The organism is Rhodococcus sp. 11-3 (assembly GCF_023704055.1).
GTDB classification, from domain to species: Bacteria; Actinomycetota; Actinomycetes; order Mycobacteriales; family Mycobacteriaceae; genus Rhodococcus; species Rhodococcus aetherivorans.
The window spans coordinates 1,767,329-1,787,982 of sequence record NZ_CP080406.1; the positions used below are offsets into that span (position 1 = coordinate 1,767,329).

The following is a 20,654-nucleotide window of genomic DNA, read 5'->3' on the forward strand; positions in this document are numbered from 1 at the left end:
CTTCACCGACACGCCTCGTCGCTCATCGAGCGGACGGGGCGTGTCGGCGTTAGCGTCGGGGGTGTAGACGGCGCAGTTGCCGGCTACGCGGGAGGTCCTGATCGTGACTGTGACAGGCAGAGCGAGGGGCCGGCACCCGGCCCTCGTGTCCCTCGTGGACACCAGGTTCGACCGGCCCATCGAACGAAGTCTGTGTGGTGCTGCACAGATCTAGGAGCCTCACGTGACTGCAACACGCTCCGTCCCCGCCCGCCGCTCCGGCAGGACCCCGGCGAAGAAACTCGATGTACGCACCTTCGTACTGGACACCTCCGTGTTGCTCTCCGATCCGTGGGCGGTGACCCGCTTCGCTGAGCACGAAGTGGTGCTGCCCCTCGTAGTGATCGGCGAACTCGAAGGCAAACGGCACCATCACGAACTGGGTTGGTTCGCGAGGGAATCGTTGCGGCTGCTCGACGACCTGCGCCTGCAGTACGGCCGGCTCGATCAGCCCATCCCCATCGGGACCGCGGGAGGCACCCTGCACGTCGAGCTCAACCACACCGACCCGGAGGTGTTGCCGGCCGGATTCCGCACCGACACCAACGACTCCCGGATCCTCGCGTGCGCGTTGAACCTCGCCGGCGACGGCCGCGACGTGGTGCTGGTCAGCAAGGACATTCCGCTCCGGGTCAAGGCCGGTGCCGTCGGGCTGACCGCCGACGAGTACCACGCCCAGGACGTGGTGACGTCGGGCTGGACCGGCATGACCGAGCTCGAGGTGGACAGGGCGCTGATCGACGACCTGTTCGCCGAGGGGATCGTCGACCTCGACACCGCGAGGGATCTGCCGTGCCACACCGGGATCCGGCTGCTGGGCGGCTCGTCCAGCGCCCTGGGCCGGGTCACGCCGGACAAGCGGGTGCAGCTGGTGCGCGGAGATCGGGAGGCGTTCGGGTTGCACGGCCGTTCCGCGGAACAGCGGGTGGCGCTGGACCTGCTGCTCGACGAGTCCGTCGGCATCGTCTCGCTCGGCGGGAAAGCCGGGACGGGCAAGTCGGCGCTGGCGCTGACCGCGGGCCTCGAGGCCGTGCTGGAGCGTCGCACCCAGCGCAAGGTCGTGGTGTTCCGGCCGTTGTACGCCGTCGGCGGACAGGAACTGGGCTATCTGCCCGGCAGCGAGAGCGAGAAGATGGGGCCGTGGGCGCAGGCCGTGTTCGATACCCTCGACGGTCTCGCGAGCCCGGAGGTGATGGACGAGGTCATCAGCCGGGGCATGCTGGAAGTGCTTCCGCTGACCCATATCCGGGGCCGGTCGCTGCACGACTCGTTCGTCATCGTCGACGAGGCCCAGTCCCTCGAGCGCAACGTGCTGCTCACCGTGCTGTCCCGGCTCGGCGCCGGCTCGCGGGTGGTGCTCACCCACGACGTCGCCCAGCGCGACAACCTGCGGGTGGGCCGCTACGACGGCGTCGCGGCGGTGATCGAGAAGCTCAAGGGGCATCCGCTTTTCGCGCACGTCACCTTGACCCGCAGTGAGCGCTCGCCGATCGCGGCGCTGGTGACCGAGATGCTCGAGGAGTTCGCCCCGGGCGCCTGACGCCGTCGGCTGGTGGGCCGAATGTCACACCGGTGCGATGTGATCGACCCGATGTGACATTCGGCCACCGCCCCGCGCGGGCGGGTCAGTCCTGGGAGGGGCGCGGGCCGAGTTCGGCCTCGAGGACCTCCTGGACGACGCGCATCGCGGCCAGGCCGGCCGGGGCGCCGCAGTAGGCGCCCGCGTGGATGACCGCCTCGACGATCTCGGTGCGGGTCAGACCGTTTCGCAGGGCGCCGCGCACGTGCCCGCGCAGCTCGTTCTCCGCGCGCAGCGCGATCAGCATGCCCAGGTTGAGCAGGCTGCGGCTGCGACGGTCGAGTCCCGGCCGGGTCCACACCGAGCCCCACACGTGCTCGGTGACGAACTCCTGCATCTCCTCGGAGTCGGTGCCGCGGGCGCGGTCGAAGGCCCGCTCGACGAAGTCGGCGCCCATCACCTCGCTGCGGACCTGAACTCCGGCCTCGAACGCGGGCGTCCGGTCGGCGTCGGTCATCGTCGTGCTCCCTGCCTCGTCGCCGTCGAACGGTTCGGCGGCCGGGGAGATTCTACGACCGGCGCAGCACCGCCCGGAGCGCGCCGGCGCCCAGTGCGCCGACGATCGTGCCGACGTTGTAGTGGTCGTCCCACACCGCGATCTTCCCGTCGCGCAGTTCGAACGTGCCGCACACCCAGAACCGGGTGGAGACGGGGCCGAGGCGCAGGACGTCGGTGCGCTCGGTGAGCACCACGTTTCCGGTCGCGGCGATGTGATGGATGGTGACGTCGAAGCCCAGCGACGGCCGGCGCAGGCCCTCGAGGATGCGCCGCACGCGGGGCAGGCCCCGCACGGTCGGCAGCGACGTGTTGTGCCAGGCGATGTCCGGGTCGAGGAGGGCGACGGCGCGCTCGACGTCCTCGGCGACCATCGCGTCGAGGAACTCGCGGACGACGGCGACGGACTTCTCGTCCACGGAGGTGTGCGGCTCGGTCATGACGCTCCTGTTCGGGTGAAGGTTCCCAGGCCGTTCTCGTTCCAGTACTCGAACGTGACGCCGTCGGGGGTGAAGGTGGCCGTGGAGATCGTCCCGTCCGGGGCGTTCTCACCGCCGTCGATCGGGAAGGTGAACACGTCGCCGTCCCAATGGTCGAGCCGGTAGGTCTGCCCGGCGGGACCGATGGTGAGCACCAGTGTGCCGGCGCGATCGTCGATCCGCGCGGGACCGTAGTACTCGCTGGTGTAGACGCCGGTGTACTGCCCGAGGGGGCGGGCCGGGGCCGGATTCGTGGGAGCGGGGCGTCCGACGAGCGAGCCCTTCGGGTCGTCGAACGATGCGAACGCCTTCTCGTAGAGGGCGAACCAGTCCTCGCGGATCTCGCCGAACTGCACGAGATCGGCGAACTCGGCGGCGAGGGTCTCCGGCACGCCGATCGGGGCGGCGTTGGTGAGCGCGACGATCGCGACGTCCGCCGACGGCAGGGCCGTGAACGCGGTCGCGGCACCCAGCGAGAACGCCCCGGAATGGCTCAGCGTCACCCGCCCGGCCGGGCTCGTGCCCACATTGAACCCGTACCCGTAGAACCCCGCCCGGCTGTCGACGGTGCCCGGCGGGCTCGACACGGCCTGCGGGGACACCGCCGGCAGCAGGGCGTCCGCGTCGACGATGCGCCGGCCCTGGTACTCACCGTCGCCGAGCAGCATGGTCAGCCACCGCGCGACGTCGGTGACCGAGGCGCTCACCCCGCCGGCCGGGGACTGGGCGTCGGGATCGCGGACGGCGCGCGCGACGTAGTCGCCGTCGACGAGCTGATGACCCACGGCCCGGTTGGGCCGGGCCTCGTAGTCCTCGAATCGTGAACTGGTGGAGGTCATTCCGAGGGGTTCGTACAGCACCCGTGCCGACAGGTCCGCCCAGTCGGCCCCGGACGCGTCGGCCACCGCCTGCGCCGCGGCCGTGAGCCCGAAGTTGGTGTACTCGTAGGAATCCCGGAACGGCCCGAGCGGCAGCAGGCGGAACCGGTCGAACACCTGCTCGCGGTCGAAACCGAGATCCTCGAGCTCGTCGCCGGCGTGGTCGGGAAGCCCGGAGCGATGGGCGTAGAGATCGCCGACAGTCACGCGGCTCGTCACGTACGGGTCCGCGAGGGCGAAGCCCGGCAGGCGTTCGATCACCGGGGTGTCCCAGCCGATCACGCCCTCGCCGACCTGGTGTGCGACGACGGTTGCACCGAGCGGCTTCGACATCGACGCCAGCTGGAAGACGGTGTCGGCGTCCACCGCGGCGTCGCGGCCGGCCTCGCGCACACCGAACCCCTTCGCGTACACGATCTCACCGCGGTGCACGACCGCGACGGCCATCCCGGGGATGGCGGTCCGATCCATCAGTTCGCGTGCGAGGTCGTCGAGGCGGGCGACGGCGTCGTCGACCTGCCCGTCCGGGATGTCGACGCCGGCAACCTGCGGGGGAGTGAGCGACCGGGACTCCGGCGAGGCCGGTGCCGAGGACGTCGGGGAATCGGTGTCGACCGAGACGCACCCGGCCGACAGGGTCGCCACGAGGGCGAGGGCGGCGCCGATCCGGCGACGACGGGGTGCGCGCATGTCACGGCCTTTCTCGTCCGTCGCATGGTAAGCCCTGCGTCCGTGGCGCGGAAGCGTTCTGTTCCGCGTCACGGGCGCCGGTGACGGCGACGGACGCCGGTCGCAGCCTCGTTCGCCGATCGTTGTCCGACTGTGACGAGGAGAGCGGGCCGGGACGGTCGAACCGCCGCACCGGGCGCGACCTGCGCCGATGCTGCGATCGCGGCGGGGCGCGGACGGGCACCGGCCGCGCGGTCCGGTCCGGCGCGAGGAAACCGCCGCACGGGACGGTACGGGATGGTTAGCGTCGAGGGGCCGGTGTTCGGATGCCAACGAGGAGTGATCCCATGAATCGAATCCCGCGTCGTTCTGCCACTGTCGCCGCGGCCGTCGCCGCTGCAGGGCTGGTACTGGCCGGCTGCAGCAGCGACGACGGCACCACCGCAGAGGATGTGGTCGGCAGCGCCACGAGTGCAGCGCAGTCCGCGGTCGAGGGGGCAACGTCCGCCGCCCGGTCCGCGGTCGAAGACGCCACCGGAACCGGAGGCCCCACGGAACCGGGCGCCTCCGTGGAGGAGACGACCACGCTGCCGGGTGCGGGCGGCGCCGAGTACACCATCAGCGGGCCGATTCTCGCGAAGTACAACGAGATCGGCGGGGCGAACAGCCCCCTCGGGGCGCCGACCGCGGATCAGCAGGACGTCGGCGACGGCTACATTGCGGAGTTCGAGGGCGGCATCATCGCCTGGAGTCCCGACACCGACTCGCACGTGGTGTGGGGCGAGATCCGCACCGCCTGGGAGGCCCAGGGCGGCGCGGAGGGTGAACTCGGCTTCCCGATCAGTGACGAGCGCCCGATCCCGAACGGCCTGGAGAGCGAGTTCGAGATGGGCACCATCACCTACGTCGCGGGTGCGACGCAGGTGATCCCGAAGTAACCCGTCCCGATGTAGCCCGCGCCGGCTACGGCTGGAACACGAGCCGGCCGACGGTGTGCCCGTCCCCGAGGCGGGCCACCCCGTCGGCGACGTCGTCGAGGGAGAGCCGCTCGCTGATCAGCGGCTTGATGGCGCCGTCGTCGGCGAGGCGGCACAGTTCCTCGTGGCACGCCTCGATCGCGGCACGGTTGTACTGCCGGTACAGGCCCCAGTGCAGGCCGATGATCGAGTAGTTCTTGATGAGCGCGTGGTTCAGCGCCGGTTGCGGGATGGTGCCCCCGGCGAACCCGATCACCAGGATGCGGCCCTCGAACGCGATGCACTTGGTGGAGCGGTTGTACGAGTCGCCGCCGACGGGGTCGTAGATCACGTCCGCGCCGCGGCCGGCGGTGACGTCCTTGACGACGTCGACGAAGTCCTCGCGGTGCCGGTCGACGACGACGTCGGCGCCGAGAGCCCGGCAGTAGTCGGCCTTCTCGGCGCCGCCGACGACGCCGATCACGGTGGCCCCGGCGGCCTTGCCGAGTTGCACTGCGGCACTGCCGACCCCACCGGCGGCAGCGTGCACGAGCAGGGTCTCCCCGGCCCGCAACTGCGTACGGCGGTGCAGGGCGAACCACGACGTCTGGTACCCGATCGACAGCGCCGAGGCCTCGGCGTCGTCGAGGGACGCCGGAGCGCGGTAGGCGTCCTCCTCCGGAACCACGGCGAGCTCGGCGAATCCGCCGAAGGGGAACTCGGGATTGCCGATGATTCGGTCGCCGACGGCGAAGCGGGTGACGCCCTCGCCGGCCGCGACGACGGTCCCGGCGAGTTCGACGCCCGGTGTGAAGGGCAGTTCCGGCTTCAGCTGGTACTGCCCGCGGCACAGCAGCACGTCGGGGAAGTTGGCCGGCGCCGCGGCGACGCGCACGACGAGCCGTCCGGGCCCCGCCTCGGGGTCGGGGACGTCCATCAGCTGCAGCGCTTCCTTGGGCTCGCCCACTTCGTGAATTCGCCAGGCCTTCATAGGGTTACCTTTCGCTCGAGTTCGGTGTGCGGAGGTGCGCTCAGCGGGCGGCGACGCCGGCCTCGGCTGCGGCGGCGGTACCGAGCATCGCTCCACCGTCGACGACGAGGGTCTCGCCGGTGATCCAGCTCGCCGCGTCGGAGGCGAGGAAGGCCACCGCCGAGGCGATGTCGGCCGGCTCGCCGATCCTGCCGAGCGGCAGGGCCGCGTCGAGCCGGTCCTCGTGGTCCTTCCACAGGGCCTCGGCCAGGCGGGTGCGCACGACGCCCGGGGCGACGGCGTTGACCCGCACCCGCGGCGCCAGCTCGAGGGCGAGCTGGCGGGTGAGGTGGATCAGCGCCGCCTTCGAGGCGTTGTAGAGGCCGATGTTCGCTTCGGGTGCCATCCCGCCGACGGAGGCGGTGTTGACGACCGCGCCCCCGTGCTCGCCCATCCACTCCTGCACGGCCAGGGAGGTCCACAGCACCGGACCCCACAGGTTGACGTCGAAGGTCTTGGCGAACCGGGCGTGGTCCTGGGCGATCACCGGGCCGAACGCGGGGTTGGTGCCGGCGTTGTTGACGAGGATGTCCAGGCGCCCGAACCGCTCGACGGTGAGTTCGACGCACCGCCGGGCCGCGTCCTCGTCGACCGCGTGCGCGCCGACACCGAGTGCGGTGCCCCGCACCCCGGCCGCGGTGACCTGCGCGGCCGCGGCGTCGGCCGCGTCCTGCTTGCGGGAGGTGAGCACCACGTTCGCGCCGGCCGCCGCGAGGTCCCGGGCGACGGCCAGGCCGATACCGCGGGACGCCCCGGTGACGATCGCGGTGCGGCCGGTCAGATCGAGTCCGGTCATGGGTCAGCCCACCGTCACCTTGTGGCCGTTGACCGACGGGGCGCCGGCGGGAGCGGTGCGGTACTTGCGCAGCTCGGCGACGGCGATGGAGCGCTTGTGCACCTCGTCGGGGCCGTCGGCGAGGCGCAGCGTGCGCATGTGTGCGTACATCATCGCGAGCGGGAAGTCGTCGGTGACGCCGCCGCCGCCGTGCACCTGGATGGCACGGTCGATGATCTTCAGCGCCATCGTCGGGGCGGCGACCTTGATGGCCGCGATCTCCATGCGTGCCTGCTTGTTGCCGACGGTGTCCATCAGGTGCGCCGCCTTCAGGGTGAGCAGCCGGGTCATCTCGATCTCGATGCGGGCCTCGGCGATCCAGTCCTGGATGTTGGCGCGCTCGCTGAGGGGCTGACCGAACGTCACCCGGCTCGACGCGCGCCGGCACAGGAGCTCGAGGGCCCGCTCGGCCATGCCGATGGCGCGCATGCAGTGGTGGATGCGGCCGGGTCCGAGCCGGGCCTGGCTGATCGCGAAGCCCTCGCCCTCGCCCGCGAGGACGTCCTTGCTCGGCACCCGCACGTTCTCGAAGGTGATCTCGGCGTGGCCCTCGCGGTCGGCGTACCCGAAGACCGGCAGGTTGCGCACCACTGTCACGCCGGGGGCGTCGATCGGGACGACCATCATCGACTGCTGGCGGTGCGGGGCGGCGGTGGGATCGGTCTTGCCCATCACGATGAGCACCTTGCAGTTCTTGTGCATCGCGTTGGAGGCGAACCACTTACGCCCGTTGAGGACGTACTCGTCGCCGTCCCGGACCATGGACAGCTCGATGTTGGTGGCGTCGGAGCTGGCGACGGCGGGTTCGGTCATCGCGAACGCCGAGGCCATCGTGCCCTCGAGCAGCGGGCGCAGGTACTTCTCCTTGTGCTCGTCGGTCCCGAAGAGGGTGAGCACCTCCATGTTGCCGGTGTCGGGGGCGTTGCAGTTGCACGCCTCGGAGGCGATGTGGCTGCGGCCCATGATCTCGGCGAGGGGCGCGTACTCGAGGTTGGTCAGACCCGGGCCCCAGTCGGGGTGGGGGTGGAAGAGGTTCCACAGGCCACGCCGGCGGGCCTCGGCCTTGAGCTCCTCGAGGATCGGGGGCTGGAAGTGCGGGTCCCCGGAGGCGCGCATCTGCTCCTCGTACACCGCCTCGGCGGGGTAGACGTGCTCGTCCATGAAGGCGAGCAGGGTGTCGCGGTACTGCACGGTGCGCTCGGACATTTCGTAGACCGACATGGTCACTCCTGGCGGAAGGGGGGCAGGGCTGGGATCGCCCGTCGTCGAAGGCGGTGCGTCGCGAAGAGGATGGTGACGGACGTCTCCCTCTCTGTATAGTTGAACGCGGTTTCAACTTCAAGTTTTGATTCGGCGCGAGTCGTTCCGGCCGCGCGGAGAGGAAGCATCCATGACCGACGACATCACCACTCTGCCCGTGCGTCCCACGGGCCTCGACGACCTCCAGGCCCTGGTGGGACGGGATATCGGGCCGACGGACTGGGTGCCGGTCACCCAGGAACTCGTGAACGCCTTCGCCGAGGTCACCGACGACCACCAGTGGATCCACGTCGACCCCGAGCGCGCCGCGACGAGTCCTCTGGGCACGACGATCGCGCACGGTCTGCTCGTGCTCTCGCTGGGGCCGGGACTGTCCTACAAGCTCATGAGCTTCGACGGGTTCGCCCACGGGCTCAACTACGGCTACGACAAGGTGCGCTTCGTCTCGCCGCTGCCGGTGGGCTCCCGCATCCGGATGCGCATGCAGGTTCTCGGGGCCGAGGCCGCCGGCGGCGGCATCCAGATCCGGACGCTGCAGACGTTCGAGCGCGAGGGGCAGGAGAAGCCGGTCGCGGTGGCCGAGTCGCTCGCCCGCGTCGTCGCCTGAGGGGTATACGGCAAAGATGCTGCCGGCCTCCACGAGTGATCGTGGAGGCCGGCAGCACCCGTTCCGGTTACCGTGCGTGGGCGATGCCCGGGACGGCCTTCGGGTCGCGGCGCACCGCCGCGGGGTTGGTCTCCTTCAGCACCCACGCCGAGAACAGCGTGAGGGCGCCCATCAGGGCCACGAACACCGAGACCCACGTCGTCGTGCCGGTGTTGGCGATCAGGGCGGTCATGATGAACGGCGTGCCACCGCTGACGGTGACGGCGGCGAGCTGGTAGGCGAGCGACGCGCCCGAGAGCCGGACGTTCGGTTCGAAGAGCTCGCCCAGGTACGCCGCCAGTGGGCCGTACGTCATGGACTGGAAGATCGAGCCGACCGTGACGGCCACCGCGAACAACACGAGATTCGCGGTGTTGACGAGCCAGAAGTAGGGGAAGGCCCACAGCACGAGCGCCGCTGCCCCGATCATGATCATCGGCCGGCGGCCGACGCGGTCGGAGATCCACCCCGACCACAGGATGAACCCGAGGCCCACCAGCGAGCTGGCCAGCGACACGGCCAGGATCGAGTTGCGGTTCATGCCGAGTTCGGTGGTGCCGTAGCTCAGGACGCCGGCGATGCTGATGTAGAACAGCGAGTTCGTCGCGGCGAGCAGGCCGCAGCCCAGCAGGATCTTGCGCCAGTGGGTGCGGATCGCCTCGGCCAGCGGGGCCTGGACGACCTGCTGCTCGGGCCGGGTTGCTGCGACTTCGGCCTGCAGTTCCCGGAATTCGGGGGTGTCCTCCACCTTGGTCTGGATGTAGAGGACGACGGGGAACAGCGCCGCGCTGGCGAGGAACGGGATCCGCCAGCCCCAGTCGAGGAACACCTCGTTCGGCATCGCGGCCGTCGCCGTCAGGAAGGCGACGTTGCCCAGGATGACGCCGCACGGCACACCCATCTGCCCGAACGTGCCGGCGAAGCCGCGCCGCTTGGGATCCGCGGACTCGGTGAGCAGCAGGACGATTCCGCCCCACTGTCCGCCGCAGGCGATGCCCTGCAGGAAGCGCAGCGTCACCAGGAGGATGGGGGCGAGGACGCCGATGGAGGCGGCGGAGGGCAGGCAGCCGATGAGGAACGTCGCCAGGCCCATGAGCAGCAGGGAGACCACGACGACGGGTTTGCGGCCGTAGCGGTCACCGAAGTGGCCGGCTACGAGTCCGCCGATGGGACGGGCCACGAATCCGGCCCAGAAGGTGCTGAAGGACAACAGCGTTCCCATCAGGGGTGAGCTGTCGGGGAAGAACACGTGCGGGAAGACCAGCGCCGCGGCGGTGCCGTAGAGAAAGAAGTCGTACCACTCGATCGAGCTGCCGATGAGCCCGGCGGCGAGCAGCTTACGATGAGCGCGCGTGTGGTGCGACGTGCCGGCGGGCGCGATGCCGGTCGGACTCACGGATGACGATGTCACAGATCAATTCCTCCGGTCGGACGGGCCGAGAAACAGCACTCAAACATGAATTCGGGTTCAGGCTGTGGTGCTAGTCTGGGGCATCCGTCATGTGATGTCAATCACGAGCGGGCCTCCCCCCAAAATGTCACTCGACGAAGGGAAACCAGTCATGGCCAGTGTTCTCGACCCCGTCCTCGCCCATGCGGACGCGGCGCCGGAACGCATCGCCCTGCGCACGCAGGACGGGCAGCGAAGCTATCGCCGGCTTCGCGACGACGCGCTGCGCTACGGCGCACTGCTCCGCGGTCGCGGCGTCACCACCGGCGACCGGGTGCTCCTGCTCGCCCCGTCGGTACCCGAATTCGTCGTGGCCTACCTGGGCATCCAGGCGGTCGGCGCCGTGGTGGTTCCGGTGAACACCATGTCCACCGCGGCCGAGCTGAGCTATACGCTCGGGGACTCGCGGGCCGTGCTCGCGATCGCCTGGCACGGCGCCTCCGCCTCGGTGGCCGAGGCCGCGGAGGGTCTCGGCGTGCCGTGGCTGCCGCTGGAGCCGGGCGCCGCGGTCGAGGAGGACCCCATCGACCCCGTCGACCGTGCCGACGGCGACATCGCGGCGGTGCTGTACACGTCGGGCACCACCGGCCGCCCCAAGGGGGCCCAGCTCACCGTCTCGAATCTGCTGTCCGCGGGCCGTATTTCGTGCACATTGTCCGGATCGGGACCCGAGGACCGTGTGGGGACCGGATTGCCGCTGTTCCACATCTTCGGCCAGGCCTCGGTGATGATGTCGGCGTTCACCGCCGGATCCTCCCTGTCCCTGCTGTCCCCGTTCGACCCGGCGGCGATGCTCGATCTCGTGGTCCGGGATCGGCTGACGGTGGTGTGCGGGGTTCCGACCATGTGGAACGCGATGCTGCATGCCGAATCGCCCTACGGCCCGGCGGATTTCGAGGGGCTGCGGCTGGCGGTCTCGGGGGGAGCGTCGCTGCCGGGTGAGGTGGCCCGCGACTTCGGGCAGCGCTTCGGCTGCACCATCCGGGAGGGCTACGGCCTGACGGAAACCACGGCCATGGCGACCTTCTCGTGGGGGGACGTCCCGGCGCGCATCGGGTACAGCGGAACCGCGGCCCCGGACATCGAGGTCGAGGTCTACGGGCCGGACGGTGCCCCGTGCGGGCCCGGCGAGGTGGGGGAGGTGTTCGTCCGCGGACCCGTCGTCATGGCCGGCTACTGGCAGCGCCCGGCCGACACCGCGGCCGTGCTCGACGAGCAGGGCTGGTTCCGCACCGGCGACCTCGGAGAGTTCGACGAGCAGGGCCGGTTGCGCATCGTCGACCGGGTCAAGGACCTCGTCATCCGCGGCGGCTACAACGTGTACCCCAGCGAGGTGGAGGAGGTGCTCTACGAGCATCCCGACGTCGTCGAGGCCGCCGTGGTGGGCGTCCCGGACCGGCACTACGGCGAGGAGATCGCCGCGGTGGTCGTGCTGCGCGACGGCGGCGGCGCCGACGCCGAGGACGTCGTGCGATGGTGCCGGGAGCGGTTGTCCGCCTACAAGGCACCCCGCATCGTCCGCTTCGTCGACGCACTGCCGAAGGGGGCGTCCGGGAAGATCCTCAAGCGGGCCATCGACCGGGACGAGTTGTCCCGGTTCGTCGTACGCCGCTCCGAGTCGGCGGTGTGATCCGCGCCGTCCGCTGCCGGGTGCCACACCCGGCAGCGGACGGCACCCGACTCAGTACGTGTCGCGGCGTTCGAAGATCTCGCGCGGGTTGTCGATCAGCATCCGGTCGATGTCCGCCTCGCTCACCCCGGCCTCCCGCAGGGCGGGCAGCACGTCGTTGTGCAGGTGCATGTAGCTCCACCGCGGCGTCTCCACGGCGAGCATCTTCGGATCGAGCCAGTCGTTGAGGGTGGCGTAGTCCTGCGACAGCAGCATCCGGCCGGCATAGCCGCGCTCGACGAGGGTCGCGATGGTCTTCACCCGCTGCTCGAATCCGAGGTAGACGTCGACGCCGCAGCGGTCCATGCCGATGTACGACCCGGCGTCCATCAGCGACGTGAGGTAGCCGATGTCGTCGGAATCGCCGCTGTGGCCGACGATCACACGGGAGAGGTCGACACCCTCCTCGGTGAACAGGCGCTGCATCACCAGCCCCGACTCGGAGTGGGCGTGGGTGTGCACGGTGATCGGCACGCCGGTGCGGCGGTGGGCGACCGCCACGGCCCGGGCCGTGCGTTCGACGCCTGCGGTCAGGCCCGGGGCGTCGATGGCGCACTTGAGCATTCCGGCGCGCACTCCGGAATCGAGGATGCCCTCCTCGATGTCGCGGACGAAGAAGTCCACCAGGGGTTCCGGGCCACCGAACAGGGTGCCGGGACCGCGGTAGTGGAAGTAGTGCGGCAGGTCCATGTAGGTGTAGAGACCGGTCGCCACGACGATGTTCATGTCGGTGGCCTCGGCGACCCGCCGGATCAGGTCGATGTTGCGGCCCGTGCCGACCACGGTGAGGTCGACGAACGTGTCGAAGCCGGCCGCGTGCACCTCCCGGACGCGGTCGATCGCCTCCGCGACCGCCGCGTCGAGGTCGACGCCGATGTCCCAGTTGCCGTGCAGTTCGGGGGAGAGGACGAACAGGTGCTCGTGCATCAACGTCCGGCCGAGGCTGCCGCTGTCGACGGTGCCGGTGACGGTGGGGACGGTGGTCATGGCGTCTCGCTTCCTGAAGACCTGAATTGGAATTCAGCTTCATATGAGACCACGATGAGACGCCTGTCACAAGACCCACCGGCGTCGGGCGCAGTCAGCCCTGCGGCTCGACCCGCGTCATCGCCAGCACGTCGAGCCGCCGGTCCAGCTCCTCCTCGCTCAGGCCGTCGCCGATCAGGCCCCGGTCGATCACCGCCTGCCGGATCGTCTTCTTCTCCCGCAGCGCCTCCTTCGCGACCGCGGCGGCCTCCTCGTATCCGATCGCCGAGTTCAGCGGCGTCACGATCGACGGCGACGACTCCGCCAGGGTGCGCAGGTGCTCGGTGTTCGCCACGAGACCGTCGACGCACCGCTCGGCGAACAGGCGCGAGACGTTGGCCAGTAGGCGCAACGACTCGAGCAGGTTGCGGGCCATCATCGGGATGTACACGTTGAGCTCGAACGCGCCCGCGGCGCCGCCCCACGCCACGGCCGCGTCGTTGCCCACGACCTGCGCCGCCACCTGGGTCACCGCCTCCGGCAGCACGGGGTTCACCTTGCCCGGCATGATCGAGCTGCCCGGCTGCAGGTCCGGCAGCTGGATCTCGGCGAGACCCGTCAACGGACCCGACCCCATCCACCGGATGTCGTTCGCGATCTTCGTCAGCGAGACCGCGATGGTCCGCAGCGCCCCGGACGCCTCGACCAGACCGTCGCGCGCGGCCTGCGCTTCGAAACTGTTCTTCGCCGGCGTCAGCGCCTCCACCCCGGTCGCGCGCACCAGTTCGGCGACGACGCGGGGGCCGAACCCCTCGGGGGCATTCAGGCCCGTCCCGACGGCGGTGCCGCCGATGGCCAGCTCGCCGAGCCGCGGCAGCGTCGCCTGCACCCGCTCGATGCCGGCCTCGATCTGCCGGGCGTAGCCCCCGAACTCCTGCCCGAGCGTGACCGGCACGGCATCCATCAGATGGGTCCGGCCGGACTTGACGACCCGCTTCCACTCCTCCGCCTTCACGGCGAGGGACGCCCGCAGCTGGTCGAGGGCCGGGATGAGATCCTTCACCGCCGCCTCGGTGGCGGCGACGTGCGTCGCGGTGGGGAAGGTGTCGTTCGACGACTGCGACATGTTGACGTGATCGTTGGGATGCACCGTCACCCCGCGCTGCGCGGCGAGGCTCGCGATGACCTCGTTGGCGTTCATGTTCGAGCTCGTGCCCGAACCGGTCTGGAACACGTCGATGGGGAACTGGTCGTCGTGCAGGCCCTCGGCGATCTCGGTAGCGGCGGCGACGATCGCGTCGGCCTTCTCCGCGTCGAGCAGGCCCAGGTCCTGGTTGACCCGGGCACACGCCGCCTTGAGCAGGCCCATCGCGCGGATCTGGGTGCGTTCGAGGCCGCGGCCGGAGATCGGGAAGTTCTCCACGGCCCGCTGGGTCTGAGCGCGCCACAGGGCGTCGGCCGGGACCCGGACCTCACCCATGGTGTCGTGTTCGATTCGGAACTGCTGCTCGGGATTTTCGGCCATGGCTTCACAGTAGGCGGCTCGCGCCGCAGGGGCGCCCCTTCGGACCGGCGGAGATCCGAAAGGACACCACGACCGCGAAGCGGGTCACGGCATGGGAGGAACGGCCCCCGCGACGCCGTGGAAATCGATCGACGTGAACTCGCTGAGCTTCTTCAGACGGTGGTACGCCTCGACCATCCGGACGGTGCCGGACTTGCTGCGCATCACGATCGACTGCGTCGTCGCGCCGCCGCCGTAGTAGCGGACACCCTTGACGAGTTCGCCGTCGGTGACGCCGGTCGCGCAGAAGAAGATGTTCTCGCCCTTGACCAGGTCCGTGGTGGTCAGCACGCGGCCCGGTTCGTGGCCCGCGTCGATCGCCTTCTGCCGCTCCGCGTCGTCCTTCGGCGCCAGCCGGCCCTGCAGCGCGCCACCCATGCAGCGCATCGCGGCCGCGGCGATGATGCCCTCCGGGGTGCCGCCGATGCCGAGCAGCATGTCGACACCCGAACCCGGGCGCGCCGCGGCGATCGCGCCGGCGACGTCACCGTCGGAGATCAGGCGGATGCGCGCGCCGGTCGCGCGCACATCGCTGATGAGCTGCGCGTGCCGGGGACGGTCGAGGATCGTGACGGTGATGTCGGAGATCTCCGAGTGCTTCGCCTTCGCGACCCGGCTGATGTTCTCGGCGACGGGCGCGGTGATGTCGATGACGTCCGCGGCCTCCGGGCCGACGGCGATCTTGTCCATGTAGAACACGGCGGACGGGTCGAACATGGCGCCGCGCTCGGCGACGGCGAGCACCGCGATGGAGCCGGGCGCACCCTTCGCCATCAGGGTGGTGCCGTCGATCGGGTCGACCGCCACGTCGCACAGCGGACCGTCGCCGTTGCCGACCTCCTCGCCGTTGTAGAGCATGGGCGCCTCGTCCTTCTCGCCCTCACCGATCACGACGACGCCGCGCATCGACACCGAGCTGACCATGTGACGCATGGCGTCGACGGCGGCGCCGTCGCCGCCTTCCTTGTCACCGCGGCCGACCCAGCGGCCCGCAGCCATCGCCGCGGCCTCGGTGACACGCACCAGCTCGAGGGCGAGATTGCGGTCCGGGGCCTGGCGGCGGGTCGGGGTGCTGGCCGTCATGGGCTACTGCCTCCTGATGCAGTCGGTCGGCGCGGACGCCGACGCGGGACGGCCGCCGAGGGGACAGCCGCCGGGTTCCGATGGTTTCGAGTGGTAATTCTCTCATCACCGCCCCGTCGGCGGGGCTCGGACCCGGCCACGTGCGGGTATCGGTGCGGACGGCTGTCAGACTGGAAGCGTGGCCTCCCAGAAACCCCGCATTCTCCACGACACGCGCGACATGGCGTGGTCGCTGATCCCGCTTCTGCTGATCATGGTCGTCGTGGCCGCGATCGCCAGCCAATGCTCCTTCAGCCCCGGCGGCCCCACGGCGGGACCCGTGCCCAGCTTCGACGTCGACGCCGGCCTGAAGTACGACGCCCGCGAGCTGGACTTCCCGATCCGGCAGCCGAAGGTGCCCGAGGACTGGCAGGCCAACTCCGGCAGCCGCAGCATCATCACCGGCGAGCAGGGTGGCGATTCGAGCACCGTCGGATTCATCACCCCTGACGGCCGGTACGTGCGGTTCACCCAGTCGAATGCGGGGGAGGACGAGCTGGTGCGGTTCGTCGCCGGGGAGCCGCGCACCGCGACCGGGGCGCAGAGCCTCGCCGGCCGCGACTGGGTGGTCTACGGCGGCGAGGGCGTCGAACCGCTGTGGGTGTCCGACTTCGGCGACGTCCGGATCCTCATCGGCGGCTCCGGCGACGAGGCCGAGTTCCGCGAGCTGGCGACCGCCGCGGGTGCGGCCGAACCGCTGCAGCCCTAGCAGCCGCTCCGCTCACTCCTCGTCGTCGTCGGCGTGCGACAGCGCGGTCTCCACACGCTGCCGGGCACCGGCGAGATGCTCCTCGCAGCGCCGCGCGAGCGCCTCGCCCCGTTCCCACAGCGCCAGCGAATCGTCCAGGTCCAAGCCACCCTGTTCGAGCATCTTGACCACGTTGACCAGTTCGTCGCGCGCACGCTCGTAGCCGAACTCCGCCACGTCGTCGTTCGGGCCGCTCGCGGAGGTGGTCTTCGGGCCGCTCGCGGCCGTGGTCTTCGGGCCGCTCGCGGCCGTGTCCTTCGTCTCGCTCATCCGTTCCCCGTCACTTCTCTCGTCCGATGACGGCGGCGCGCAGCGCCCCGTCGGTGACCCGCACCCGCAGCTGGGTGCCGGGCGGTGCGTCGCCGGCCGACCGCAGCACCTCCGGATCCCCGTCGGGGACCACCCGCTGGACCACCGCGTAGCCGCGGGCGAGGGTGGCGGCGGGACCGAGGGTCGCGAGCCGCGCACCGAGGTGCTCGATCCGGGCGGCCTCGGCGTCGATCGCGCGGGTCACGTCGCGACGGGCGCACTGCCGCAGCCGCTCGATCTCCTCGCTTCGCCGGTCGACGGTGCTCAGGGGGTCTGCGAGCACCGGCCGGCTGCGCAACTGCTCGATCACGTGCTCCTCCCGGCGCACCCAGTTCCGCAGCGCCGCCGCCGACCGCCCTCGTAGCTCGTCCACCAGGTCCTGTTCGGCCACCGCGTCCGGCACGATCCGTTTGGCGGCGTCGGTGGGGGTCGCCGCCCGCAGGTCGGCGACGTGGTCGGACAGCGGGCTGTCCGGTTCGTGCCCGATGGCGCTGACCACCGGCGTCGTGCACCGGACGATCGCGCGGCACAGCGCCTCGTCCGAGAACGGCAGCAGGTCCTCCACGCTGCCGCCGCCGCGCGCGAGCACGATGACGTCGACGGACGGGTCGGCGTCGAGTTCCTCGAGCGCATCCAGGATCTGCGGGACCGCGGTGGGCCCCTGGACGGCGGTGTTGCGGATCTCGAAACGGACGGCCGGCCATCGGCGCTGCGCGACGCTGAGCACGTCCCGCTCGGCGGCGCTCGCGCGCCCGGTGATCAGACCGATCCGCTGCGGCAGGAACGGCAGGGGCCGCTTGAGCCGAGGGTCGAACAGTCCCTCGGCCGCGAGCAGCGCACGCAGCCGCTCGATGCGGGCGAGGAGTTCGCCGATACCGACGGCGCGGATCTCGGTGACCCGCAGGGCGAGGGTGCCGCGGCCGGTCCAGAACGACAGCTTGCCGAACATCACCACCCGGCTGCCCTCGGTGAGCGGTACGGGGGAGTTCTGCACCAGTTGCGGCGAGCACGTCACCGACAGCGACATGTCCGCCGACGGATCCCGCAACGTGAGGAACGCGGTGCGGGTGCCGGGACGCACGTTGAGCTGGGTGATCTGGCCCTCCACCCAGACCGAACCGAGCCGGTCGATCCAGCCGGCGACCTTCTGCGAGACGGTCCGGACCGGCCACGGATGCTCCGCGGAGTTGGACGGGGTGACCGTGGGCGCGGAGGTCACTTGGTGCTTGCGTTCGCGATCCGGTTGGACAGCATGGTCTCGAACGGGTCGCGTGCGCGCGTGGCGCTCTCGTACTCGAGCAGCGCCCGCAGGTCCTCGACCGACAGGGTGCGCATCCGGGCCCGCAGCTGTGCCAGGGTCAGCGACGGGTAGTCGAGCAGTTCGACGATCTCGGGCACCTCGGATCCTGCCGCGCTCCCGGCGGCCGTCTTCTTCGCCGCCTTCTTCGCGGATTTGCCCCCGGCCGCGTCAGCGCCGCCGACGGCGGTCTTGCCGGCGCTGATCTTCGCGGCGGTGGACTCGGCGGGCGACCCGGTCTCGGCGGCGCCGGAGCCGGCGGTCTCCGTCTCGGCGACGGGGGACTTGCCCGCGTTCGGGCCGGCGGCCACCGGCACCGCGGCCTCCGCGGCCGGCGGCATCGAGTAGAGCGCGAACCGCCCCGGCGCCGCGGCAGTCGACATCTCGGCAGTGCCCGCCGGCACCTCGGCGTCGTCGTCGAAGGTGGCCCACGACGGCTCCTCGGCGGGGGCCGCGCCGAGCAGCTCGAACAGCTGGTCGCCCTTGATGGCGAGCGACGTCATCGTCTGCTGGATCCGCATCGTTGTCTGAAGGATCTGGCTGACCGTGGTCATCGGCAGCGCGACCGCGGTGGACGGCAGCTTGAGGGTCTCTTCGTACGCGGTGACGGCCAGCCCGGCCGCCACCCGCGCCATGAACGGTGGACGGATCATGAGAAACAGACTGCCTCACGTGCCGCCCGATTGGTAGCCGACGAGGGCCGACCCCGCGAACGGCCCGTACCCTGGAGGCATGTCTGCGCCTGTTCCCCTCGAAGTCGGAATCACTCGGTCGGCCGGTTCACCTGCTGCCGGTAAGCGCGTCCTGCTCGCCGAGCCGCGCGGGTACTGCGCCGGCGTCGACCGGGCCGTCGAAACGGTGGAGAAGGCACTCGAGAAGCACGGTGCCCCGATCTACGTCCGCAAGGAGATCGTCCACAACCGTCACGTGGTCGAGACCCTCGCCGAGCGTGGCGTGGTCTTCGTCGACGAGACCGACCAGGTGCCGGCGGGCGCGGTGCTGGTGTTCTCGGCGCACGGTGTCTCGCCCGCGGTGCACGCCTCCGCCGCCGAACGCAACCTGCGCACCATCGATGCCACGTGCCCGCTGGTGACGAAGGTGCACCAGGAGGCCAAGCGCTTCGCCCGCGACGACTACGACATCCTGCTCATCGGTCACGAGGGTCACGAGGAGGTGGAAGGCACCGCCGGCGAGGCTCCCGACCACGTCCAGCTCGTCGACGGGCCCGACGCGGTCGACCACGTCACCGTGCGCGACGAGGCCAAGGTGATCTGGCTGTCGCAGACCACCCTCAGCGTCGACGAGACCATGGAGACGGTCCAGCGGCTGCGCACGAAGTTCCCCCTGCTGCAGGACCCCCCGAGCGACGACATCTGCTACGCCACCCAGAATCGGCAGGTGGCGGTCAAGGCGATGGCGCCCGAATGCGACCTCGTCATCGTCGTGGGCTCGCGCAACTCGTCGAACTCGGTGCGGCTCGTGGAGGTGGCGCTGGGTGCCGGTGCCCGGGCCGCGCATCTCGTCGACTACGCCCGCGAGGTCGACCCGGCCTGGCTCGAGGGCGTGCAGACCGTCGGGATCACCTCGGGCGCATCGGTGCCGGAGGTTCTGGTGCGCGGCGTGATCGACCTGCTCGCCGAGCACGGCTTCGCCGACGTGCAGTCGGTGACCACGGCCAACGAGACCCTGGTGTTCGCGCTGCCCCGGGAACTGCGCTCCGCGCGGCGCGCCTGATCGGGCACGCTCAGTCCTCGTACCGGTCCCGGTAGCGCACCCGGGGCCGCCGGTATTCCGGGGTCTCCGGAACCGGGGACTGCCTGCGGGGCGGCGGGGGAACATCGCCCCGCTCGTAGGGCCGGTCGGTGCGGGTCCGGTGGTCGCCGCGCCGGTCGTATTCCCGGCGGGCCTCGGCGGCCCGTCGCGGTGCCGGTTCGCTGCGCCGCGGCCGGTCGGCGACGTCACGTGCCGCGGCCGGTTCGGTTGCGCCGCGACGGACCGCGTCCGGAGCCGGGGCCGGGGCGGTGGTGCGGCGCCGCACCACCGGGTTGTCGCGCGTGTCCGCCACCTGCCGCACGCTGGCCTTGGTGGAGGCGGGCGGCCGCGCGGCCGGGCGCCCGCGACGGCCCCGCGCCGGCTTCGCGGGCACGGTGGTGTCGCGGTCCTGCTGCGCGGCCCGCGACGGGGCCTTGGCCGCACGCGCTGCCGCGCGTGCGCTCCTCCTGCCCGCTCGGGCCGGAGCCGGCACGGGGGGCCGGCTCAGGAAGATCCGCAGGCCGCCGACGACCAGGACCGCCACCGTGGCGGTGAGCATCACGGGGAAGCGGTTCACCAGCGGATACGCGACGTTGAGCGCCAGATCCTTCAGGCCGCCGCCGCCGGATTCGACGAGGAACTCCTGCGCGATCGGGACGGCGACGAGGAGCAGCAGCGGCGGCTGCGCCATCGCCGTGAACAGCGCCCGGTGCTGCACGGCCGCCACCGCCGCGATGCATCCGAGCACGTAGAACGCGGAGAACGCCGAGCCGAGCTCGTTACCGCGTGCCGCATCGATGAGGAAGCCGAGCAGGGTCGAGCCCGCCGCGACGAGGATCGCGCCCCACCACGGGACGCCAGGCACAGTGGGCGCCACCGACCGCATGTCGAGCGGCACCGCCGAGCGAGCA

20 protein-coding genes are annotated in these 20,654 nt (G+C 70.9%); 6 read left to right on the plus strand and 14 right to left on the minus strand.

Annotated features, from left to right (window positions below; all coding sequences use genetic code 11):
* Positions 1–223 precede the first annotated feature (223 nt).
* A complete protein-coding gene (locus KZJ41_RS08365; protein ID WP_170914056.1) occupies positions 224–1,579 on the plus strand; it encodes a PhoH family protein in 1,356 nt (451 codons plus the stop codon).
* Positions 1,580–1,664: 85 nt separating this feature from the next.
* Here the strand turns inward: KZJ41_RS08365 and KZJ41_RS08370 are convergent, their stop codons facing one another.
* Genes KZJ41_RS08370 through KZJ41_RS08380 form a run of 3 tightly spaced genes read right to left on the minus strand, consistent with a single transcriptional unit; the run spans position 1,665 to position 4,160 of the window.
* The gene (locus KZJ41_RS08370; RefSeq protein ID WP_006940401.1) at positions 1,665–2,075 is read right to left on the minus strand and encodes a carboxymuconolactone decarboxylase family protein; all 411 of its coding nucleotides are present in this window, start codon (positions 2,073–2,075) and stop codon (positions 1,665–1,667) included.
* Positions 2,076–2,127: 52 nt separating this feature from the next.
* Positions 2,128–2,553, minus strand: coding sequence for a limonene-1,2-epoxide hydrolase family protein (locus KZJ41_RS08375; protein WP_006940402.1), 426 nt, complete (start codon positions 2,551–2,553; stop codon positions 2,128–2,130).
* On the minus strand, positions 2,550–4,160 hold the full coding sequence (locus KZJ41_RS08380; RefSeq protein ID WP_043799707.1) for a serine hydrolase: 1,611 nt from the start codon (positions 4,158–4,160) through the stop codon (positions 2,550–2,552). Before KZJ41_RS08380 ends, KZJ41_RS08375 begins: the two co-directional genes overlap by 4 nt.
* Positions 4,161–4,486: 326 nt before the next feature.
* Here KZJ41_RS08380 and KZJ41_RS08385 point away from each other — a divergent pair, with 326 nt between their 5' ends.
* Positions 4,487–5,077, plus strand: a complete 591-nt coding sequence (locus KZJ41_RS08385) for an LGFP repeat-containing protein (protein ID WP_029542213.1) — start codon at positions 4,487–4,489, stop codon at positions 5,075–5,077.
* Positions 5,078–5,102: 25 nt separating this feature from the next.
* On the opposite strand, the gene KZJ41_RS08390 is transcribed toward KZJ41_RS08385, so the two are convergent.
* From KZJ41_RS08390 to KZJ41_RS08400, 3 genes are read right to left on the minus strand one after another with little or no spacing between them, the layout of a single operon-like run.
* Positions 5,103–6,086 (minus strand): NADPH:quinone oxidoreductase family protein, encoded by a 984-nt coding sequence (locus tag KZJ41_RS08390; RefSeq protein WP_029542215.1) that lies wholly within the window; start codon positions 6,084–6,086, stop codon positions 5,103–5,105.
* Between the two features lie 40 nt (positions 6,087–6,126).
* Positions 6,127–6,921: an SDR family oxidoreductase gene (locus tag KZJ41_RS08395; protein ID WP_165036117.1), complete on the minus strand. Its 795-nt coding sequence runs from the start codon at positions 6,919–6,921 to the stop codon at positions 6,127–6,129.
* Positions 6,922–6,924: 3 nt separating this feature from the next.
* Positions 6,925–8,181 carry an acyl-CoA dehydrogenase family protein gene (locus tag KZJ41_RS08400; RefSeq protein ID WP_029542219.1) on the minus strand — a complete coding sequence of 419 codons (1,257 nt, stop codon included), beginning with the start codon at positions 8,179–8,181 and terminating at the stop codon, positions 6,925–6,927.
* 169 nt (positions 8,182–8,350) lie between these two features.
* On the opposite strand from KZJ41_RS08400, the gene KZJ41_RS08405 reads away from it, so the two are divergent.
* Positions 8,351–8,827, plus strand: coding sequence for a MaoC family dehydratase (locus KZJ41_RS08405; protein WP_029542221.1), 477 nt, complete (start codon positions 8,351–8,353; stop codon positions 8,825–8,827).
* A gap of 67 nt (positions 8,828–8,894) precedes the next feature.
* On the opposite strand, the gene KZJ41_RS08410 is transcribed toward KZJ41_RS08405, so the two are convergent.
* Positions 8,895–10,277, minus strand: a complete 1,383-nt coding sequence (locus tag KZJ41_RS08410; RefSeq protein WP_029542223.1) for an MFS transporter — start codon at positions 10,275–10,277, stop codon at positions 8,895–8,897.
* 151 nt (positions 10,278–10,428) lie between these two features.
* On the opposite strand from KZJ41_RS08410, the gene KZJ41_RS08415 reads away from it, so the two are divergent.
* Entirely contained in the window at positions 10,429–11,946 is a 1,518-nt protein-coding gene (locus KZJ41_RS08415; RefSeq protein WP_006932894.1) for a class I adenylate-forming enzyme family protein, read from the plus strand.
* A gap of 51 nt (positions 11,947–11,997) precedes the next feature.
* Here KZJ41_RS08415 and KZJ41_RS08420 read toward each other — a convergent pair whose 3' ends face one another.
* The 3 genes from KZJ41_RS08420 to glpX all read right to left on the minus strand — a co-directional run bounded on the left by KZJ41_RS08420 (position 11,998) and on the right by glpX (position 15,598).
* A complete protein-coding gene (locus KZJ41_RS08420; protein ID WP_006932897.1) occupies positions 11,998–12,972 on the minus strand; it encodes a phosphotriesterase in 975 nt (324 codons plus the stop codon).
* Between the two features lie 94 nt (positions 12,973–13,066).
* On the minus strand, positions 13,067–14,476 hold the full coding sequence (locus tag KZJ41_RS08425) for a class II fumarate hydratase (protein ID WP_006932904.1): 1,410 nt from the start codon (positions 14,474–14,476) through the stop codon (positions 13,067–13,069).
* 84 nt (positions 14,477–14,560) lie between these two features.
* Positions 14,561–15,598, minus strand: a complete 1,038-nt coding sequence (glpX, locus tag KZJ41_RS08430) for a class II fructose-bisphosphatase (RefSeq protein ID WP_006932905.1) — start codon at positions 15,596–15,598, stop codon at positions 14,561–14,563.
* Positions 15,599–15,776: 178 nt separating this feature from the next.
* Here glpX and KZJ41_RS08435 point away from each other — a divergent pair, with 178 nt between their 5' ends.
* A complete protein-coding gene (locus KZJ41_RS08435) occupies positions 15,777–16,346 on the plus strand; it encodes a DUF4245 domain-containing protein (RefSeq protein ID WP_072634681.1) in 570 nt (189 codons plus the stop codon).
* Between the two features lie 12 nt (positions 16,347–16,358).
* On the opposite strand, the gene KZJ41_RS08440 is transcribed toward KZJ41_RS08435, so the two are convergent.
* The 3 genes from KZJ41_RS08440 to KZJ41_RS08450 all read right to left on the minus strand — a co-directional run bounded on the left by KZJ41_RS08440 (position 16,359) and on the right by KZJ41_RS08450 (position 18,644).
* Entirely contained in the window at positions 16,359–16,562 is a 204-nt protein-coding gene (locus KZJ41_RS08440; RefSeq protein ID WP_037201491.1) for an exodeoxyribonuclease VII small subunit, read from the minus strand.
* A gap of 103 nt (positions 16,563–16,665) precedes the next feature.
* A complete protein-coding gene (xseA, locus tag KZJ41_RS08445; RefSeq protein WP_006932910.1) occupies positions 16,666–17,913 on the minus strand; it encodes an exodeoxyribonuclease VII large subunit in 1,248 nt (415 codons plus the stop codon).
* Positions 17,910–18,644, minus strand: a complete 735-nt coding sequence (locus KZJ41_RS08450; RefSeq protein WP_006932911.1) for a lipid droplet-associated protein — start codon at positions 18,642–18,644, stop codon at positions 17,910–17,912. The genes xseA and KZJ41_RS08450 overlap by 4 nt, the downstream gene beginning before the upstream one ends.
* 79 nt (positions 18,645–18,723) lie before the next feature.
* Between KZJ41_RS08450 and KZJ41_RS08455 the strand changes: the two genes are divergently transcribed.
* A complete protein-coding gene (locus tag KZJ41_RS08455) occupies positions 18,724–19,725 on the plus strand; it encodes a 4-hydroxy-3-methylbut-2-enyl diphosphate reductase (RefSeq protein WP_006932912.1) in 1,002 nt (333 codons plus the stop codon).
* Positions 19,726–19,735: 10 nt separating this feature from the next.
* Here the strand turns inward: KZJ41_RS08455 and KZJ41_RS08460 are convergent, their stop codons facing one another.
* Positions 19,736–20,641: a DUF6542 domain-containing protein gene (locus KZJ41_RS08460; protein ID WP_006932913.1), complete on the minus strand. Its 906-nt coding sequence runs from the start codon at positions 20,639–20,641 to the stop codon at positions 19,736–19,738.
* Positions 20,642–20,654 lie beyond the last annotated feature (13 nt).

What these genes read in the sequence shown, in the direction of transcription:
- KZJ41_RS08370 (WP_006940401.1), bottom strand. Translation starts at nt 2,075, where the DNA reads ATGACCGACGCCGACCGGACGCCCGCGTTCGAGGCCGGAGTTCAGGTC.
- KZJ41_RS08375 (WP_006940402.1), bottom strand. Translation starts at nt 2,553, where the DNA reads ATGACCGAGCCGCACACCTCCGTGGACGAGAAGTCCGTCGCCGTCGTC.
- KZJ41_RS08380 (WP_043799707.1), bottom strand. Translation starts at nt 4,160, where the DNA reads ATGCGCGCACCCCGTCGTCGCCGGATCGGCGCCGCCCTCGCCCTCGTG.
- KZJ41_RS08385 (WP_029542213.1), top strand. Translation starts at nt 4,487, where the DNA reads ATGAATCGAATCCCGCGTCGTTCTGCCACTGTCGCCGCGGCCGTCGCC.
- KZJ41_RS08390 (WP_029542215.1), bottom strand. Translation starts at nt 6,086, where the DNA reads ATGAAGGCCTGGCGAATTCACGAAGTGGGCGAGCCCAAGGAAGCGCTG.
- KZJ41_RS08395 (WP_165036117.1), bottom strand. Translation starts at nt 6,921, where the DNA reads ATGACCGGACTCGATCTGACCGGCCGCACCGCGATCGTCACCGGGGCG.
- KZJ41_RS08400 (WP_029542219.1), bottom strand. Translation starts at nt 8,181, where the DNA reads ATGTCGGTCTACGAAATGTCCGAGCGCACCGTGCAGTACCGCGACACC.
- KZJ41_RS08405 (WP_029542221.1), top strand. Translation starts at nt 8,351, where the DNA reads ATGACCGACGACATCACCACTCTGCCCGTGCGTCCCACGGGCCTCGAC.
- KZJ41_RS08415 (WP_006932894.1), top strand. Translation starts at nt 10,429, where the DNA reads ATGGCCAGTGTTCTCGACCCCGTCCTCGCCCATGCGGACGCGGCGCCG.
- KZJ41_RS08420 (WP_006932897.1), bottom strand. Translation starts at nt 12,972, where the DNA reads ATGACCACCGTCCCCACCGTCACCGGCACCGTCGACAGCGGCAGCCTC.
- KZJ41_RS08425 (WP_006932904.1), bottom strand. Translation starts at nt 14,476, where the DNA reads ATGGCCGAAAATCCCGAGCAGCAGTTCCGAATCGAACACGACACCATG.
- glpX (WP_006932905.1), bottom strand. Translation starts at nt 15,598, where the DNA reads ATGACGGCCAGCACCCCGACCCGCCGCCAGGCCCCGGACCGCAATCTC.
- KZJ41_RS08450 (WP_006932911.1), bottom strand. Translation starts at nt 18,644, where the DNA reads ATGATCCGTCCACCGTTCATGGCGCGGGTGGCGGCCGGGCTGGCCGTC.
- KZJ41_RS08455 (WP_006932912.1), top strand. Translation starts at nt 18,724, where the DNA reads ATGTCTGCGCCTGTTCCCCTCGAAGTCGGAATCACTCGGTCGGCCGGT.